At 52.5% G+C, this 15,759-nt stretch carries 16 protein-coding genes; all 16 read left to right on the forward strand.

The genetic code is table 11. The features are described from left to right. The first annotated feature begins 135 nt into the window (after positions 1–135). On the forward strand, positions 136–1,113 hold the full coding sequence (gene acuI, locus FY046_RS11820; protein WP_159337312.1) for an acrylyl-CoA reductase (NADPH): 978 nt from the start codon (positions 136–138) through the stop codon (positions 1,111–1,113). 134 nt (positions 1,114–1,247) lie between these two features. Further along, complete coding sequence (gene msrP, locus FY046_RS11825) at positions 1,248–2,252, forward strand: protein-methionine-sulfoxide reductase catalytic subunit MsrP (protein WP_167863380.1); 1,005 nt, start codon at positions 1,248–1,250, stop codon at positions 2,250–2,252. 3 nt (positions 2,253–2,255) lie between these two features. Further along, positions 2,256–2,864: a protein-methionine-sulfoxide reductase heme-binding subunit MsrQ gene (gene msrQ / locus FY046_RS11830; RefSeq protein ID WP_171148947.1), complete on the forward strand. Its 609-nt coding sequence runs from the start codon at positions 2,256–2,258 to the stop codon at positions 2,862–2,864. Between the two features lie 228 nt (positions 2,865–3,092). Next, complete coding sequence (gene aroQ, locus FY046_RS11835; protein ID WP_133844175.1) at positions 3,093–3,545, forward strand: type II 3-dehydroquinate dehydratase; 453 nt, start codon at positions 3,093–3,095, stop codon at positions 3,543–3,545. A gap of 20 nt (positions 3,546–3,565) precedes the next feature. Further along, the gene (gene accB, locus FY046_RS11840) at positions 3,566–4,036 is read left to right on the forward strand and encodes an acetyl-CoA carboxylase biotin carboxyl carrier protein (RefSeq protein ID WP_446186060.1); all 471 of its coding nucleotides are present in this window, start codon (positions 3,566–3,568) and stop codon (positions 4,034–4,036) included. 11 nt (positions 4,037–4,047) lie between these two features. Then, entirely contained in the window at positions 4,048–5,397 is a 1,350-nt protein-coding gene (gene accC, locus FY046_RS11845; RefSeq protein ID WP_133844179.1) for an acetyl-CoA carboxylase biotin carboxylase subunit, read from the forward strand. 196 nt (positions 5,398–5,593) lie between these two features. Continuing rightward, positions 5,594–5,836: a YhdT family protein gene (locus FY046_RS11850; RefSeq protein WP_133844181.1), complete on the forward strand. Its 243-nt coding sequence runs from the start codon at positions 5,594–5,596 to the stop codon at positions 5,834–5,836. Next, positions 5,826–7,280, forward strand: a complete 1,455-nt coding sequence (gene panF, locus FY046_RS11855; protein WP_133844183.1) for a sodium/pantothenate symporter — start codon at positions 5,826–5,828, stop codon at positions 7,278–7,280. Before FY046_RS11850 ends, panF begins: the two co-directional genes overlap by 11 nt. Before the next feature lie 10 nt (positions 7,281–7,290). After that, positions 7,291–8,172 (forward strand): 50S ribosomal protein L11 methyltransferase, encoded by an 882-nt coding sequence (gene prmA / locus FY046_RS11860; protein ID WP_446186061.1) that lies wholly within the window; start codon positions 7,291–7,293, stop codon positions 8,170–8,172. A gap of 307 nt (positions 8,173–8,479) precedes the next feature. Beyond that, a complete protein-coding gene (gene dusB, locus FY046_RS11865; protein ID WP_133844187.1) occupies positions 8,480–9,445 on the forward strand; it encodes a tRNA dihydrouridine synthase DusB in 966 nt (321 codons plus the stop codon). Between the two features lie 25 nt (positions 9,446–9,470). Further along, positions 9,471–9,767 (forward strand): DNA-binding transcriptional regulator Fis, encoded by a 297-nt coding sequence (fis, locus tag FY046_RS11870; protein WP_000462905.1) that lies wholly within the window; start codon positions 9,471–9,473, stop codon positions 9,765–9,767. A 395-nt stretch (positions 9,768–10,162) separates the two neighbouring features. Then, positions 10,163–11,083, forward strand: coding sequence for a kdo(2)-lipid IV(A) palmitoleoyltransferase (lpxP, locus tag FY046_RS11875; protein ID WP_133844189.1), 921 nt, complete (start codon positions 10,163–10,165; stop codon positions 11,081–11,083). 348 nt (positions 11,084–11,431) lie between these two features. After that, positions 11,432–12,457, forward strand: coding sequence for an amino acid ABC transporter substrate-binding protein (locus FY046_RS11880; protein ID WP_133844191.1), 1,026 nt, complete (start codon positions 11,432–11,434; stop codon positions 12,455–12,457). A 68-nt stretch (positions 12,458–12,525) separates the two neighbouring features. Continuing rightward, the gene (locus FY046_RS11885; RefSeq protein WP_133844193.1) at positions 12,526–13,704 is read left to right on the forward strand and encodes an amino acid ABC transporter permease; all 1,179 of its coding nucleotides are present in this window, start codon (positions 12,526–12,528) and stop codon (positions 13,702–13,704) included. A gap of 12 nt (positions 13,705–13,716) precedes the next feature. Next, positions 13,717–14,820 carry an amino acid ABC transporter permease gene (locus FY046_RS11890; RefSeq protein WP_133844195.1) on the forward strand — a complete coding sequence of 368 codons (1,104 nt, stop codon included), beginning with the start codon at positions 13,717–13,719 and terminating at the stop codon, positions 14,818–14,820. A gap of 8 nt (positions 14,821–14,828) precedes the next feature. Continuing rightward, positions 14,829–15,590, forward strand: coding sequence for an amino acid ABC transporter ATP-binding protein (locus tag FY046_RS11895; RefSeq protein WP_133844197.1), 762 nt, complete (start codon positions 14,829–14,831; stop codon positions 15,588–15,590). The last annotated feature ends 169 nt before the right edge of the window (positions 15,591–15,759 follow it).

Raw genomic sequence — 15,759 nt, forward strand, 5'->3', positions numbered from 1 at the left:
ACAGCTGACGCGGTGAAAAATAACACACCACACACACCGATTGCTTGCCCGGGGTCAGATAATTGTCCATTTCCAGGAGTATAGTCCTGACAGGGCGCTTTTTATTAATGAAACCACTATTTTCAGGAGATTCTCATGCAGGCTCTGGTTCTCGAACAGTCAGAAGGCAAAACCGTTGCTGCCGTGAAGTTCATTAGCGCTGACAGCCTGCCGGAAGGCGAGGTCAAGGTCGATGTGGACTGGTCGGGTATTAACTATAAAGATGCGCTGGCGATTACCGGCAAGGGCAAGATTATCCGCCAGTTTCCGATGGTGCCCGGTATCGATTTTGCCGGGAAAGTGCATACCAGTAGCGATCCCCGTTTCCACAGCGGTCAGCCGGTGCTGCTAACGGGCTGGGGCGTAGGTGAAAACCACTGGGGCGGCCTGGCCGAACAGGCACGTGTTAAAGCAGACTGGCTGGTCCCGATGCCAGAAGGCATGGATGGCCGCCAGGCGATGATCATTGGTACAGCCGGGTTTACCGCCATGCTGTGTGTTATGGCGCTGGAAGAAGGCGGCGTGACGCCAGAAAGCGGTGAAATATTGGTCACGGGTGCCAGCGGTGGCGTGGGAAGCACCGCCATCGCACTGCTCAGTGCACTCGGTTATCACGTTGTGGCCGTCAGCGGACGCGAATCAACGCATGACTACCTCAATCAGTTGGGGGCACGCGAGGTGCTGCCGCGCAGTGCATTCAGTTCGGTGGCGCGGCCGCTGGAGAAACAACGCTGGGCAGGGGCGGTCGATACCGCAGGCGATCAGGTGCTGGCCAGTGTGCTGGCGCAGATGAACTACAACGGTGTGGTCGCTGCGTGCGGCCTGGCAGGTGGCTTTGCCCTGCCCACCAGCGTCATGCCGTTTATCCTGCGTAATGTCCGTCTGCAAGGGGTGGATTCCGTGATGACGCCAGCACCACGTCGTCGTGAAGCCTGGAAACGTCTGCTGAAAGTGCTGCCAGCATCGTTTTATCAACAGGCCACTACTGAGGTTCCCCTGTCAGAAGCCGCCAGCGCCGCTGAAAAACTGCTGAATAACGAGATTACTGGCCGTACCCTGGTGCGTATCCGCTAATGCTATGTCCCTCGCTATGATGGCGAGGGATGCCTTTCTCCCAGGAAATTTCATATTTTTTCGCCAGTATTCGCTTAAATCGTGGCACTGCGCCATGCTCAGGGTTATTACCCATACCTGAGCAAGGGTCACAGATGAAAACCATCAACAAACTGACTGAAAATGATGTCACGCCGGAGAGCGTCTTTAATACGCGCCGTCGTACGCTGCTCAAAACCCTCGGGTTGAGTGCGGCTGCACTTTCCCTGCCCACCGCCGCTCGCGCTGATGTGCTGTCATGGTTTAAAGGTAATGACCGCCCGAAGGCGGCATCCGGTAAAGCATTAGAATTTAGCAAACCCGCACTTTATCAGGCAGACCTTGCGCTGACGCCAGAAGACAAGGTCACTGGCTATAATAACTTTTACGAGTTTGGGTTGGATAAAGCGGATCCTGCCGCCAATGCCGGCACATTAAAAACCACCGACTGGAAGATCCAGATCGGCGGTGAAGTTGGCAAGCCGCTCACGCTTGATATGGATGATATCTTTAAGCGCTTTCCACTGGAGCAGCGCATTTACCGTATGCGCTGTGTCGAAGCCTGGTCCATGGTAGTGCCGTGGATCGGTTTCGAGCTGGGTAAACTGCTGAAGGCTGCCGAACCCACCAGCAATGCACGCTATGTTGCTTTCCAGACGCTCTACGCGCCCGATCAGATGCCAGGCCAGCAGGACCGCTTTATCGGCGGGGGGCTGGATTATCCTTACGTAGAAGGCCTGCGGTTGGATGAAGCCATGCACCCACTCACGCTGTTAACCACCGGCGTATATGGCAAAGCGCTGCCCCCACAAAACGGTGCGCCCATTCGCCTGACAGTGCCGTGGAAATACGGTTTTAAAGGTATCAAGTCGATAGTAAAAATCACCCTGGTGAAAGATATGCCCCCAACAACCTGGAATCAGCTGGCAGGCAATGAATATGGTTTCTTCGCCAATGTGAATCCTCACGTCGATCACCCACGCTGGTCACAGGCAACCGAACGTTTTATCGGCTCCGGCGGTATTCTTGATGTCAAACGCCAGCCAACGCTGCTGTTTAACGGTTATGCTGAACAGGTTGCTTCCCTCTACCGCGGGCTGGATCTGCGGGAGAATTTCTAAATGGTGCGCCTGTCGTTAAAACAGATTACAGGCCTGAAGGTGTTGCTGCATCTGGCGGGCTTTTTGCCGCTATTGTGGCTGCTGCTCTCGATTGATCAGGGCTGGTTCAGTGCCGACCCGGCCAAAGATATCCAGCATTTTACCGGCAGAATGGCATTAAAATTTTTGCTGGCCTCCCTCGCGGTAACGCCGCTGGCACGCTACGGTAAGCAACCGCTGCTGATTCGTGTACGCCGCCTGCTGGGATTATGGTGCTTTGCCTGGGCCACGCTGCATCTGGTGAGCTACTCATTACTCGAACTGGGGATCAGTAATCTCGGTCTGCTGGGATCAGAGCTGATCTCACGCCCTTACCTGACACTCGGTATTATTTGCTGGATCGTGCTGCTACTGCTGGCTGTCACATCGTTCCAGCGGGCACAGCGCACATTGGGTAAGCGCTGGCAAACACTGCACAATGCCGTCTATCTGGTGGCTATCCTGGCACCGGTTCATTATCTGTGGTCGGTAAAAATCCTTTCCCCTCAGCCGTGGATTTATGCGTTAATTGCCGCGATCTTGCTGGCATGGCGTTACAAAAAGCTACGTAAGTGGTTGCCAGGTAAATCCTGATTACTGTGTTCCACCCCACATCTTCAGCGATCAACCCTGCCTTTTTAACCGGGTGTGGTTGATCATCTTCGCTGATACGACCAGTATTTAGCTGCTAATTGCGTTGATATCGTTATAATGCCCGACTTCATTCGTGGCCTTTGCCAAATTTCATCTGAAAAGGTGACAAACTGGCTTTGGCGATGTATTTTGTGCGATGCCATTATTATCGCAGGAGATAGCAGCAAGATGACGGATAAGTTGCACGTACTGCTTTTGAACGGCCCCAATCTGAATATGTTGGGAACCCGTGAGCCTGAAAAGTATGGTCATACCACGCTGGCCGAGATTGTCAGCGATCTGACCTCGCAGGCTAACGCGCTTAACGTCACACTGAGTCATCTCCAGTCTAATGCGGAATATGCGCTGATCGATCGCATACATGAGGCGAAAGGCAATGTCGATTATATCGTCATAAACCCGGCTGCATTCACACACACCAGCGTGGCATTGCGTGACGCACTGCTGGCAGTCAGCATCCCGTTTATCGAGGTTCATCTGTCAAACGTGCATGCCCGTGAGCCCTTTCGTCATCATTCGTATCTTTCTGATATTTCTGCCGGCGTGATCTGTGGACTTGGCGTCGACGGTTATTCCTGGGCTTTACAGACGGCAGTCAAACGCCTGTCACCATCTCATTAAACAGAGTACGGAACCACATCATGGATATTCGTAAGATTAAAAAACTGATCGAACTGGTTGAAGAATCAGGCATCGCTGAACTGGAAATCTCTGAAGGCGAAGAGTCTGTTCGCATTAGCCGTGCACCAGTTAACGTTGGTTACCCGATGATGCAGCAGGCCTATGCTGCACCAATGATGCAGCAGCCTGCACTGGCTAACGCTGTCGCTCCGGCTACCGCTCCGGTAATGGAAGCGCCTGCAGTTGCTGAGATCAGTGGCCATATCGTGCGTTCTCCTATGGTCGGTACTTTCTATCGTACCCCAAGCCCGGATGCGAAAGCCTTTGTGGAAATCGGTCAGAAAGTTAACGCCGGTGACACCCTGTGCATCGTTGAAGCGATGAAAATGATGAACCAGATCGAAGCCGATAAATCCGGCATTGTGAAAGCGATTCTGGTCGAAAGCGGTCAGCCTGTTGAGTTTGACGAGCCGCTGGTAGTCATCGAATAACGAGGCGAGCCATGCTGGATAAAATTGTAATTGCTAACCGTGGTGAAATCGCGCTGCGAATTCTCCGCGCCTGTAAAGAACTGGGCATCAAGACTGTGGCAGTGCACTCCACTGCGGACCGCGATCTGAAGCACGTACTGCTGGCAGATGAAACGGTCTGTATTGGCCCGCCACCGTCAGTGAAAAGCTATCTGAACATCCCGGCACTGATTTCAGCCGCTGAGATCACCGGGTCTGTTGCTATCCACCCAGGCTACGGTTTCTTGTCTGAGAATGCTGACTTTGCCGAGCAGGTTGAACGCTCTGGCTTTATCTTTATCGGGCCGAAAGCAGAAACTATCCGCCTGATGGGCGATAAAGTGTCGGCAATCACCGCGATGAAGAAAGCAGGTGTTCCGACGGTGCCAGGCTCCGATGGCCCGTTAACCGAAGATATGGATAAAAACCGTGCCTTCGCAAAACGCATCGGCTATCCGGTCATTATTAAAGCCTCCGGCGGCGGCGGCGGTCGTGGTATGCGCGTTGTGCGCGGCGACAAAGACCTGGAACAATCCATCAACATGACGAAAGCGGAAGCCAAAGCGGCTTTCAACAACGACATGGTTTACATGGAAAAATACCTGGAAAACCCACGCCATATCGAAATTCAGATTTTGGCTGACGGTCAGGGCAACGCTATCTATCTGGCTGAACGTGACTGCTCAATGCAGCGTCGTCACCAGAAAGTCGTGGAAGAAGCGCCAGCACCAGGTATCACTGAAGAGATGCGCCGTTACATCGGCGAGCGCTGCTCGAAAGCCTGTGTTGATATTGGCTATCGTGGCGCCGGCACCTTCGAGTTCCTGTATGAAAACGGTGAGTTCTACTTCATTGAGATGAACACCCGTATTCAGGTAGAGCATCCGGTGACGGAGATGATCACAGGCGTTGACCTGATTAAAGAGCAGCTGCGTATTGCTGCCGGTCAGCCGCTGTCGATCAAACAGGAAGAAGTGATCATTCGCGGTCATGCGGTGGAATGCCGTATTAACGCTGAAGATGCCAACACCTTCCTGCCAAGCCCAGGCAAAATCACCCGCTTCCATGCACCAGGTGGATTTGGTGTGCGTTGGGAATCTCATATCTACGCCGGTTATAGCGTGCCGCCGTACTATGACTCAATGATTGGTAAGCTGATTACCTTCGGTGAAAACCGCGATGTGGCTATTTCACGCATGAAAAATGCGCTGGCGGAGCTGATCATCGACGGAATTAAGACCAACATCGAACTGCAGATGAAAATCATGTCGGACGAGAACTTCCAGCACGGTGGAACGAATATCCACTATCTGGAGAAAAAACTCGGCCTGCAAGAGAAATAATTGGCCCGGGTCAGGCGTGCCTGCCCTCTACAGGAGGGTGCATACCCACCATAGCGTAGGGGGGCGGGCATGTCTGACCTCTACGGGGGCATTCCCGCCCTATCGTAGGGGTCGGGCATGCCCGACCCGCCAGCAGAGTTCGCTGTATGCAGAGGGGCCGATTATTCGGCCCCTTCTTATTTTGGGGAAGAAACGCATGGAAAAACGTTTTATTCAGGCCCACCGTGAAGCGCGCTGGTCATTCTGGCTGGCAGTGGCTTATCTTGCCTGTTGGGCGCTGTCAGCCTGGCTACCGGACGATGTGCAAGGTGTCACCGGACTGCCGCACTGGTTTGAAATCGCCTGCCTGCTGGTGCCCGGTTTGTTCATTTTTCTCTGCTGGCTGATGGTTCGCGTCATCTTCCGCGATATTCCTCTGGAGGATGACGGTGAAGCTTGACATTATTTTGCCTCTAATTGGCTACCTGTTACTGGTTGCCGGACTCTCTGTGTACGCCATGCGTCAGCGCCGTGAGGGCAGCTTCCTGAGTGAATACTTCCTCGGCAGCCGTTCAATGGGTGGCTTCGTGCTGGCCATGACACTGACCACCACTTATATCAGCGCCAGCTCGTTTATTGGTGGCCCAGGAGCCGCCTATAAATACGGACTAGGATGGGTGCTACTGTCGATGGTACAGGTGCCTGCCGTATGGCTGTCACTGGGGATTTTGGGTAAGAAGTTTGCCATTCTGGCGCGGCGTTATAATGCCGTGACGCTTAACGATATGCTGTATGCACGCTACCGCAGCCCAATGCTGGTCTGGCTGGCAAGTATCAGCCTGCTGGTCGCATTTATTGGTGCCATGACCGTGCAGTTCATCGGCGGTGCACGTCTGTTGGAAACCGCTGCGGGGATCCCTTACGATACCGGACTGCTGATTTTTGGCATCTCCATCGCTTTGTATACGGCGTTTGGTGGCTTCCGTGCCAGCGTCCTTAATGATGCTATGCAAGGCCTGGTGATGCTGGCAGGCACCTTCCTGCTGCTGTTCGCCGTGATCCATGCCGCTGGCGGGATGCATAAGGCCGTAGAAACCCTACAGCATATTGATCCAAAACTGGTGTCATCGACAGGTGTTGATAACATTCTGACCCCGACATTCCTTGCCTCTTTCTCTGTGCTGGTGTGCTTTGGCGTTATTGGTCTGCCACACACGGCGGTACGTTGCATCTCCTATAAAGACAGTAAAGCCGTACATCTGGCGATCCTGCTTGGCACCGTGGTCGTTGCCGTTCTGATGTTTGGTATGCATCTCGCAGGGGCTTTAGGACGCGCGGTGATCCCGGATTTACAGATCCCGGACCAGGTGATCCCAACGTTAATGATCCAGGTACTGCCACCACTGGCTGCCGGGATCTTTCTTGCGGCGCCGATGGCGGCGATCATGTCCACCATTAACGCACAGCTGCTACAATCGTCGGCAACGATCGTCAAAGATCTCTATCTGCGGATGCGACCGCATCAGCTGGATAATGAACCGCTGTTGAAGCGCTTATCCTCGCTGGTGACGCTGATACTGGGGCTCCTGTTGCTGGTGGCGGCCTGGAATCCACCCGATATGATTATCTGGCTGAATCTGCTGGCCTTTGGCGGGCTGGAAGCCGTATTCCTCTGGCCGCTGGTGCTAGGGTTGTACTGGGAAAGAGCCAACGCGGCTGGCGCACTGAGCAGTATGGTATCGGGTGCGGCCTGTTACACCCTGCTGGCCAGCCTGTCGCTGCAACCCTGGGGGTTCCACCCGATTGTTCCGGCACTGTTACTCAGCTTGCTGGCCTTTATTATTGGCAACCGTTTTGGTCACTCTGACACCCTGGCGACGACTGCCCACACTCCGATTGAATGAAGAGATTATTATGCCTTGGATCCAAATGAAGCTTAATACCACCGGCGCTCAGGCTGAAGAGCTGGGTGATGCACTGATTGAAAATGGCGCCTTGTCGGTGACCTTCCAGGATACCCACGACAATCCGGTGTTTGAACCCTTACCGGGCGAAACGCGTCTGTGGGGTGATACCGATGTGATTGGCCTGTTCGATGCTGAAACTGAGATGCCCGATGTGATTGCCGGGCTGGAACAGCATCCGCTGCTGGGCGCTGGTTTTCACCATAAGATTGAGCAGATCGAGGACAAAGACTGGGAACGTGAGTGGATGGATAACTTCCACCCGATGCGCTTCGGACAGCGCCTGTGGATCTGCCCAAGCTGGCGCGATGTGCCCGATCCTACTGCGGTAAACGTGATGCTCGACCCGGGCCTGGCGTTTGGTACCGGCACCCACCCGACCACCGCACTTTGTCTGGCCTGGCTGGATGGTCTGGACCTGGAAGGTAAAACCGTGATCGATTTCGGCTGTGGTTCCGGCATTCTGGCGATTGCTGCTTTGAAGCTGGGTGCTGCTGCCGCTATCGGTATTGACATCGATCCGCAGGCAATTCAGGCCAGCCGTGACAATGCACAACGTAACGGCGTATCAGAGCGTCTCTCGCTGTATCTGCCACACCAGCAACCAGACAACCTTATTGCTGATGTGGTGGTGGCGAATATCCTGGCAGGCCCACTGCGTGAGCTGGCACCGCTGATTAGCGTCCTGCCTAAAACAGGCGGTCATCTTGGCCTTTCAGGCGTGCTGGCCAGTCAGGCTGACAGCGTATGTGAAGCTTACGCGGAAACCTTCACGCTGGATCCCGTGGCAGAGAAAGAAGAGTGGTGTCGCATTACGGGTATTCGCCGATAAAATAACCGGCTGGCGCAGCCCGGATAAGCTGTGTCAGCACGTTCATCACGTCATATGTCTCGAATAACGGCTCAACTGGCGTGATTTATGTTGTTATCCGGGTCACAAAAAAAGAAAAATCTTTGTACACAATTTCGTCGTATTTTTTTAATTCATTGTTTTATATAATTATAATATTAATTCCGCTGCCAGGTACGATGATTCCTTGATCCGCAACAGCGGATTGTTCAAAGTTTGGCCTTTCATCTTCCTGAAAAAATGCGTAATATACGCCGCCTTGCGGACACACTATGGTCACTTTTTTTTCATGCGCATAGGAAATCACCAGCTTCGTAATCGTTTGATTGCAGCCCCGATGGCCGGGATAACAGACAGGCCATTCAGGACCCTTTGCTATGCAATGGGCGCTGGTATGACCGTCTCCGAGATGATGTCGTCAAACCCTGAAGTCTGGGGTAGCGATAAGTCGCGGTTGCGTATGGTACACAGTGACGAACCTGGTATTCGTACCGTGCAAATTGCCGGTTGTGACCCGGAAGAAATGGCGGCAGCCGCGCGCATCAATGCAGTGTCAGGTGCGCAGGTGATCGACATTAATATGGGTTGTCCGGCCAAAAAAGTGAATCGCAAGATGGCAGGTTCGGCGCTGCTGCAACACCCTGAGCTGGTGAAGTCTATCCTCTTAGCGGTGGTGAATGCAGTTGACGTACCAGTTACCTTAAAGATTCGCACTGGCTGGGATAGCGACAACCGCAACTGTGTAGAGATTGCCCAATTGGCTGAACGCTGCGGTATTCAGGCCCTGACAATTCACGGACGCACACGCGCGTGTTTGTTCAACGGCGAAGCTGAGTACGACAGCATTCGGACAGTTAAGCAGAACGTATCCATTCCGGTTATCGCGAATGGAGACATTACTGACCCGCATAAAGCCAGAGCCGTACTTGACTATACGGGGGCTGATGCCCTGATGATAGGACGGGCGGCTCAGGGAAGACCGTGGATCTTCCGGGAAATCCAGCACTATCTGGACACTGGGGAGCTGCTGGCACCGATGCCACTGGCTGAAGTAAAGCGCTTGCTCATCGGGCACTTACGGGAACTGCACGACTTTTATGGTCACCGCAAAGGATACCGTATTGCCCGGAAGCACGTCTCCTGGTATCTGCAGGAGCACGCCCCAAACGACCAGTTTCGGCGCACATTCAACGCCATAGAGGATGCCAGCGAACAGCTGGAGGCGTTGGAGGCATACTTCGAAAATCTTGCGTAATTAGAAATAAAGAGCTGACAGAACTATGTTCGAACAACGCGTAAATTCTGACGTACTGACCGTATCTACCGTGAATTCACAGGATCAGGTGACCCAAAAGCCACTTCGTGATTCGGTCAAACAGGCACTGAAGAACTATTTTGCTCAACTGAATGGTCAGGATGTAAATGATCTGTATGAGCTGGTACTGGCTGAAGTAGAACAGCCTCTGTTGGACATGGTGATGCAATACACCCGTGGCAACCAGACCCGTGCAGCCCTGATGATGGGCATCAACCGCGGTACACTACGTAAGAAACTGAAAAAATACGGCATGAACTAATAGCCCTGGCTATCATGTTGTTTCGAAAGCGCTTATCCCTCTTTAGGGCTAAGCGCTTTTTTATTGATAGTCGCATCATCCCTGACGCATACTATGTAGGTGATGTGGAGAATGGGTGAAGATTGACAGGCCTTTTCGCACAAGAAAAATCCCGCTCACCTCTTCCTGTATGCAGGATAACCTGTGTAAACTCACGTGTACTTGAAATTCCTTCGCAGGCCCGCCGCCCTCACCTTCTGAACGCAGTATGCAACATCTCCTGAATGTAAATTACTGCCAAAAATGAGCCGTGGCTAAACCTACGTACTGAATGGGTGTCTGAATGATTGTACCGCTACTGATTGCCTTCATTATGCGTTACAGGTTCTCTGCCCTTAATGCTTAAATGAGTAAATATGAAGCCGTCACAAAAATTCCACAGGGGCTTTCTGCGCCCGCGCTATTGGCTGACCTGGTTTGGTGTCAGTGTATTATTCCTGCTGGTACAGCTCCCTTATCCTGTATTGAACAAACTGGGCCTCTGGATGGGCCGTACCTCCATGCGTTTTATGAAACGCCGCGTCTCGATTGCCCGCCGTAACCTGGAGCTCTGTTTCCCGGATATCGACCCTGAGCAGCTTGAACGCCGTATCGTCGGAAATTTTGAATCTCTGGGAATGGGATTACTGGAAACCGGCATGGCCTGGTTCTGGTCCGATCGTCGAGTGAAACGTTGGTTCAGCGTTACCGGCCTGGAAAACCTTCAGGCTGCGCAGCGTGAAAAGCGCGGGGCGCTGATTATTGGCGTGCACTTTATGTCGCTGGAGCTGGGCGGACGCGCGATGGGTATCTGTCAGCCAATGATGGCAATGTATCGCCCGCACAATAACAAGCTGATGGAATGGATACAGACCAAAGGGCGTATGCGTTCTAACAAGGCGATGATTAATCGCCGTGACCTGCGCGGCATGGTACAGGCGCTAAAACAGGGTGAAGCGGTGTGGTTTGCCCCTGACCAGGATTACGGTCCGAAGGGGAGCGTGTTTGCCCCGCTGTTCGCCGTGCCAGAGGCAGCGACTACCAGTGGCACCTGGATGCTGGCGCGTATGGCGAAACCTGCATTGATCACGGTGGTACTGATCCGCAAAGAAGACGGCAGCGGCTATGAACTGGTCATCCAGCCTGAACTCCAGGATTACCCGATCGAGAATGAACAGCTGGCAGCCGAGTATATGAACCGGGTAATTGAACGCGAGATTATGCGTGCGCCGAATCAGTATATGTGGCTGCATCGCCGCTTTAAAACCCGTCCTGCCGGTGCCAGTTCTCTCTATTAATCCTCCTTATCCTCTTTCTCTCTCACCAGCGCCTCAGGGCGCTGGTTTGCGCAAGACTATTTACATTTAAGTAACAAAAACTGACGCCGCCCTCACACTGCTTCCATATAGTGAAACTAATTGCACTATTTGTGACCATCACGGCTATTTTTGCCCCTTCCTGGTGCGCGATATTAATACTACTTGTAAGAAACTCCCCTTTATTAGCAACGCTTTTCAACAAATTCAGGGCTATGCAAATCTGGCATTACCTTTGCAAAGCAGTGAATGGCTTCGGCCACAGACAGGCAAAGTGCACCAAAGCGTGCGCTAAACATAACAAAACGAATTCGCCACACAGGATGCTTTATGAAAAAGATGATGCTCACGACGATGGTTGCTGCAGCTACGCTGTTTGCGGTTGCAAATCAGGCCCATGCTGGCACGACACTGGATGCCATTAAGAAGAAAGGCTTTGTACAGTGTGGTATCAGCGATGGCCTGCCAGGCTTCTCCTATGCGGATTCCAACGGTAAATTTACGGGTATTGATGTGGACGTTTGCCGTGCTGCCGCTGCAGCCGTGTTTGGTGATGCTGGAAAAGTAAAATATACCCCGCTGACTGCAAAAGAGCGTTTCACTGCGTTGCAGTCGGGTGAAGTCGACATCCTTTCTCGTAATACCACCTGGACCTCCTCCCGTGATGGCGGTATGGGCTTCATCTTCGCAGGCGTAAACTATTACGACGGTATCGGCTTCCTGACCCATCAAAAAGCCGGTCTGAAAAGCGCTAAAGAACTGGACGGTGCCACAGTATGTATCCAGGCAGGTACGGATACCGAGCTGAACGTGGCCGACTACTTCAAAGCTAACAAAATGCAGTACACCCCGGTGACCTTTGACCGTTCTGATGAATCAGCTAAAGCTCTCGATACCGGCCGTTGCGACACGCTCGCCTCTGACCAGTCTCAGCTTTACGCATTGCGTATCAAGTTGGGCAAACCTAATGAATTCATCGTTCTTCCTGAAGTGATCTCCAAAGAGCCTCTGGGTCCGGTTGTACGCCGCGGTGATGACGATTGGTACACCATCGTTAAATGGTCTCTGTACGCAATGCTGAATGCCGAAGAGATGGGAATTACCTCTAAGAATGTTGATCAGTTGACGGCGAAACCATCGACGCCAGATATGGCTCACCTGCTGGGCGCGGAAGGTGACTTCGGTAAAGACCTGAAGCTCGATAACAAATGGGCTTATAACATCATCAAGCAAGTGGGCAACTATCAGGAAGTCTTTGACCGTAACGTCGGTAAAGATAGCCAGCTGAAAATTGCTCGTGGTCAGAATGCCCTGTGGAACAATGGCGGCATTCAGTACGCACCACCAGTACGTTAATTCCCACGATTACAGGGCACCATGCTTACTGGTGCCCACGCCAGAATGTTCGTCACTGAGGTCTCAACATGTCTCAACGCCCAACCGTAAAAAGGGATTTTTCATTCAGCAATCCTGCGGTGCGCGCCTGGCTTTACCAGATCATTGCGATCGTCGCGGTTCTGGCCGTTGCGGGTTATCTGATTCATAACACCATCATTAACCTGGCAAGCCGTGGCATTACTTCCGGTTTTGGTTTCCTTGAACGTAGCGCTGGCTTTGGTATCGTCCAGCATCTGATTGATTATACTGAAGGGGATACCTACGCTCGCGTGTTCCTGGTGGGTCTCACCAATACCCTACTGGTTTCTGCGCTGTGTATAGTCTTTGCTTCTTTCCTCGGCTTCTTTATTGGTTTGGCCCGTTTGTCTGACAACTGGCTGCTGCGGAAAATATCTAATATTTATATTGAGACGTTCCGTAATATCCCGCCGCTGTTGCAGATATTCTTCTGGTATTTTGCTGTGTTACGCAATTTGCCAGGACCTCGTCAGGCACTGAATGCCTTTGATCTCGCGTTTGTCAGCAACCGTGGGTTGTATATCCCGTGGCCTGAATATGCAGCGGGAACCGGCCCTTTCCTGATTGCAGTGCTACTGGCACTGGTCATCTCGTTCGGTCTGTTTCGTTATAACAAACAGCATCAGTTGAAAACAGGACAACTGCGCCGTACATGGCCTGCGGCTATCGTGATGCTGATTATGTTCCCACTGTTCACCTCGCTGCTAGCAGGCCGCCCAATGCACTGGGATATCCCGGAACTTAGTGGCTTCAACTATCGTGGTGGTTTCGTTCTGATCCCTGAGCTGGCGGCACTAACGCTGGCTCTGTCGATCTATACCTCTTCGTTTATTGCTGAAGTCATCCGCTCAGGAATTCAATCTGTTCCGTACGGTCAGCATGAAGCTGCGCGTTCTCTCGGCTTACCCAATCCGGTCACACTGCGTCAGGTCATTATCCCACAGGCAATGCGCGTGATTATTCCTCCGCTTACCAGCCAGTATCTCAATATTGTGAAAAACTCTTCGCTGGCAGCAGCGATTGGCTATCCCGATATGGTGTCGCTGTTTGCCGGTACGGTATTGAATCAGACGGGTCAAGCCATCGAGACGATCGCTATCACCATGGGTGTGTATCTCATCATCAGCCTGTCGATTTCGCTGTTAATGAATATCTACAACCGCAAAATCGCCCTCATTGAGCGCTAAGAGAACGGGATTATGACGACTGTTACCACTCATGACACGCCCACCGTACCAACCAGCACATTGTCACGTGCCGTGTTGTGGGCACGAAGAAATCTGTTCTCAAGCCTGGGTAACTCACTGCTGACGCTGTTCTGCCTCTGGGTCATCTGGGCCGTTATCCCTCCAGCGCTGAACTGGCTGGTGTTCCAGGCTAACTGGATGGGTGAAACGCGTGCTGACTGTACTAAAGAAGGTGCATGTTGGGTGTTTATCCATGCGCGTTTTGGCCAGTTTATGTATGGATTGTATCCCCACGAATTGCGCTGGCGTATCAACCTTGCGCTGGTGATCGGTCTGCTGTCGATTGTACCGATGTTCCTTAAAAGGCTGCCGCGTCGGGGCACTTATATCGCCGCCTGGGCTGTCATTTACCCCATTGTTGTCTGGTTCTTGCTGTATGGCGGCTATCTGGGGCTGGAACGTGTCGAAACCCGTCAGTGGGGCGGGCTGACCCTGACGCTGATTATTGCGTCTGTGGGGATCGCAGGCGCCTTACCTTTAGGCATCCTGCTGGCACTCGGTCGCCGTTCGCAGATGCCGGTGGTGCGCACGCTATGCGTCCTTTTCATTGAGTTCTGGCGGGGTGTGCCGCTGATCACCGTGCTGTTTATGTCTTCGGTGATGTTGCCGCTGTTTATGGCTGAGGGCAGCTCTATCGATAAGCTCATTCGTGCGCTGGTCGGGGTGATTCTGTTCCAGTCGGCTTATGTGGCAGAAGTGGTGCGTGGTGGCCTGCAGGCGTTGCCAAAAGGGCAATATGAAGCTGCCGAATCACTGGCTTTAGGCTATTGGAAAACCCAGGGGCTGGTGATTCTGCCTCAGGCATTAAAGCTGGTTATTCCTGGACTCGTTAACACCATCATTGCTCTGTTTAAAGATACCAGCCTGGTGATCATCATCGGTCTGTTTGATCTCTTCAGCAGCGTGCAGCAGGCCACCGTCGACCCAGCCTGGCTGGGGATGTCCACCGAGGGTTATGTCTTTGCTGCTTTGGTCTACTGGATTTTTTGTTTCAGCATGTCGCGCTATAGCCAGTATCTGGAAAAGCGCTTCCACACCGGGCGTACACCGCACTGAGGTTTAAAATGACTCAAATTATTACCCCATCTGACGACGCGATGATGATTACGCTCGAAAATGTGAACAAATGGTACGGACAGTTTCACGTATTGAAAGACATTAACCTGAAGGTTAAACCCCGTGAACGCATCGTTCTTTGCGGTCCTTCCGGCTCCGGGAAATCGACAACGATCCGCTGCATTAATCATCTGGAAGAGCATCAAAAGGGGCGTATCGTCGTCGATGGTACGTTACTTAACGACGATCTTCGCAATATTGAACGTGTCCGTACCGAAGTCGGGATGGTGTTTCAACATTTCAATCTGTTCCCGCATCTGAGTGTTTTACAAAACTGTACTCTCGCGCCTATCTGGGTTCGTAAAACCCCGAAGAAAGAGGCCGAAGAACTGGCGATGCATTATCTTGAGCGTGTACGTATTGCCGAGCATGCGCATAAATTTCCGGGGCAGCTTTCCGGTGGTCAGCAGCAGCGCGTTGCGATTGCACGTTCATTATGTATGAAGCCGAAAATTATGCTGTTCGATGAACCCACGTCCGCGCTCGATCCGGAAATGGTGAAGGAAGTGCTGGATACCATGATTGGCCTGGCAGAAGACGGCATGACAATGCTGTGTGTGACTCACGAAATGGGCTTCGCCCGTACCGTGGCAGACCGGGTGATCTTTATGGATCGTGGTGAGATAGTGGAGGAAGCCCCTCCGCAAGAGTTCTTCGCTAATCCTAAGTCTGAACGTACCCGAGCCTTCCTGTCTCAGGTAATACACTGATTTATAGGTATAAATAATGTCATCATGCCCTGCCAGCTTATCGGTGGGGCTTTTTTATGCCCCAACAAAAGCCCTATGCGAAAGCATAAGGTTTATCCAGTGAAGAGTCGCTCACCGACAAACAGCAGACGAAAAAAAACCCCGGCCTTTCGGTCGGGGTTCTTTCTTT

The organism is Erwinia sp. 1181_3, assembly GCF_052824965.1.

Excerpts from the sequence above, each read along its gene's own strand:
- acuI (WP_159337312.1), top strand. The coding sequence starts at position 136 with ATGCAGGCTCTGGTTCTCGAACAGTCAGAAGGCAAAACCGTTGCTGCC.
- msrP (WP_167863380.1), top strand. The coding sequence starts at position 1,248 with ATGAAAACCATCAACAAACTGACTGAAAATGATGTCACGCCGGAGAGC.
- aroQ (WP_133844175.1), top strand. The coding sequence starts at position 3,093 with ATGACGGATAAGTTGCACGTACTGCTTTTGAACGGCCCCAATCTGAAT.
- accB (WP_446186060.1), top strand. The coding sequence starts at position 3,566 with ATGGATATTCGTAAGATTAAAAAACTGATCGAACTGGTTGAAGAATCA.
- accC (WP_133844179.1), top strand. The coding sequence starts at position 4,048 with ATGCTGGATAAAATTGTAATTGCTAACCGTGGTGAAATCGCGCTGCGA.
- FY046_RS11850 (WP_133844181.1), top strand. The coding sequence starts at position 5,594 with ATGGAAAAACGTTTTATTCAGGCCCACCGTGAAGCGCGCTGGTCATTC.
- prmA (WP_446186061.1), top strand. The coding sequence starts at position 7,291 with ATGCCTTGGATCCAAATGAAGCTTAATACCACCGGCGCTCAGGCTGAA.
- dusB (WP_133844187.1), top strand. The coding sequence starts at position 8,480 with ATGCGCATAGGAAATCACCAGCTTCGTAATCGTTTGATTGCAGCCCCG.
- fis (WP_000462905.1), top strand. The coding sequence starts at position 9,471 with ATGTTCGAACAACGCGTAAATTCTGACGTACTGACCGTATCTACCGTG.
- lpxP (WP_133844189.1), top strand. The coding sequence starts at position 10,163 with ATGAAGCCGTCACAAAAATTCCACAGGGGCTTTCTGCGCCCGCGCTAT.
- FY046_RS11880 (WP_133844191.1), top strand. The coding sequence starts at position 11,432 with ATGAAAAAGATGATGCTCACGACGATGGTTGCTGCAGCTACGCTGTTT.
- FY046_RS11885 (WP_133844193.1), top strand. The coding sequence starts at position 12,526 with ATGTCTCAACGCCCAACCGTAAAAAGGGATTTTTCATTCAGCAATCCT.
- FY046_RS11890 (WP_133844195.1), top strand. The coding sequence starts at position 13,717 with ATGACGACTGTTACCACTCATGACACGCCCACCGTACCAACCAGCACA.
- FY046_RS11895 (WP_133844197.1), top strand. The coding sequence starts at position 14,829 with ATGACTCAAATTATTACCCCATCTGACGACGCGATGATGATTACGCTC.